The organism is Oleiphilus sp. HI0043 (genome assembly GCF_001634935.1).
In genome coordinates this window covers 1-715 of record NZ_LWEY01000178.1, presented here as the reverse complement: position 1 = coordinate 715, position 715 = coordinate 1, and the positions used below count along the sequence as shown (strand labels likewise).

Genomic DNA, 715 nt, shown 5'->3' with positions numbered 1-715 from the left:
TGACGGTGTTGAATACGCTTGGTTTAACAATGTTGAATCTAAGCCAGGCGTGGGTTTCCCTAAAGAGTGGGAAAACCAGGAAAAATGGAACGGCGGTTGGGTCCGTGGTAACGATGGTAAGTTGACACCGCGTCAAGGTAACAAGATGCGTGTGTTGGCGAATATCTTCGGTAACCCTGACCTACCCGAAATCGATGACTACTATGAGCCATTCGATTACGACTACGAGCATCTGCATACTGCGCCAGAAAGCAAGCATCAGCCAACGGCTCGTCCGAAGTCGCTGATCACTGGCAAAATCATGGAGAAGATCAACTGGGGCCCAAACTGGGAAGAGATTCTAGGTACGGAGTTCGCTAAACGTAAAGTTGATTCAAACTTCAATGAAGTAGCGCAGAAAGACATCTACGGTCAGTTCGAAAAGACCTTTATGATGTACTTGCCACGCTTATGTGAGCACTGTTTGAATCCGGCTTGTGTTGCAAGTTGTCCTTCAGGTGCGATCTACAAGCGTGAAGAAGACGGTATCGTATTGATCGACCAAGACAAGTGTCGTGGTTGGAGAATGTGTGTATCGGGTTGCCCATACAAGAAGATCTACTACAACTGGAAGTCTGGTAAGTCAGAGAAGTGTATTTTCTGTTACCCACGTATCGAAGCGGGCCAGCCAACAGTTTGTTCTGAGACTTGTGTAGGTCGTATCCGTTACTTGGGT

Annotated in this window: 1 protein-coding gene; it reads left to right on the top strand. The window is 47.3% G+C overall.

The window, feature by feature from the left end:
* The coding region (locus A3729_RS03170) for a 4Fe-4S dicluster domain-containing protein (protein WP_156497607.1) at window positions 1-715 on the top strand (715 nt) is incomplete at both ends.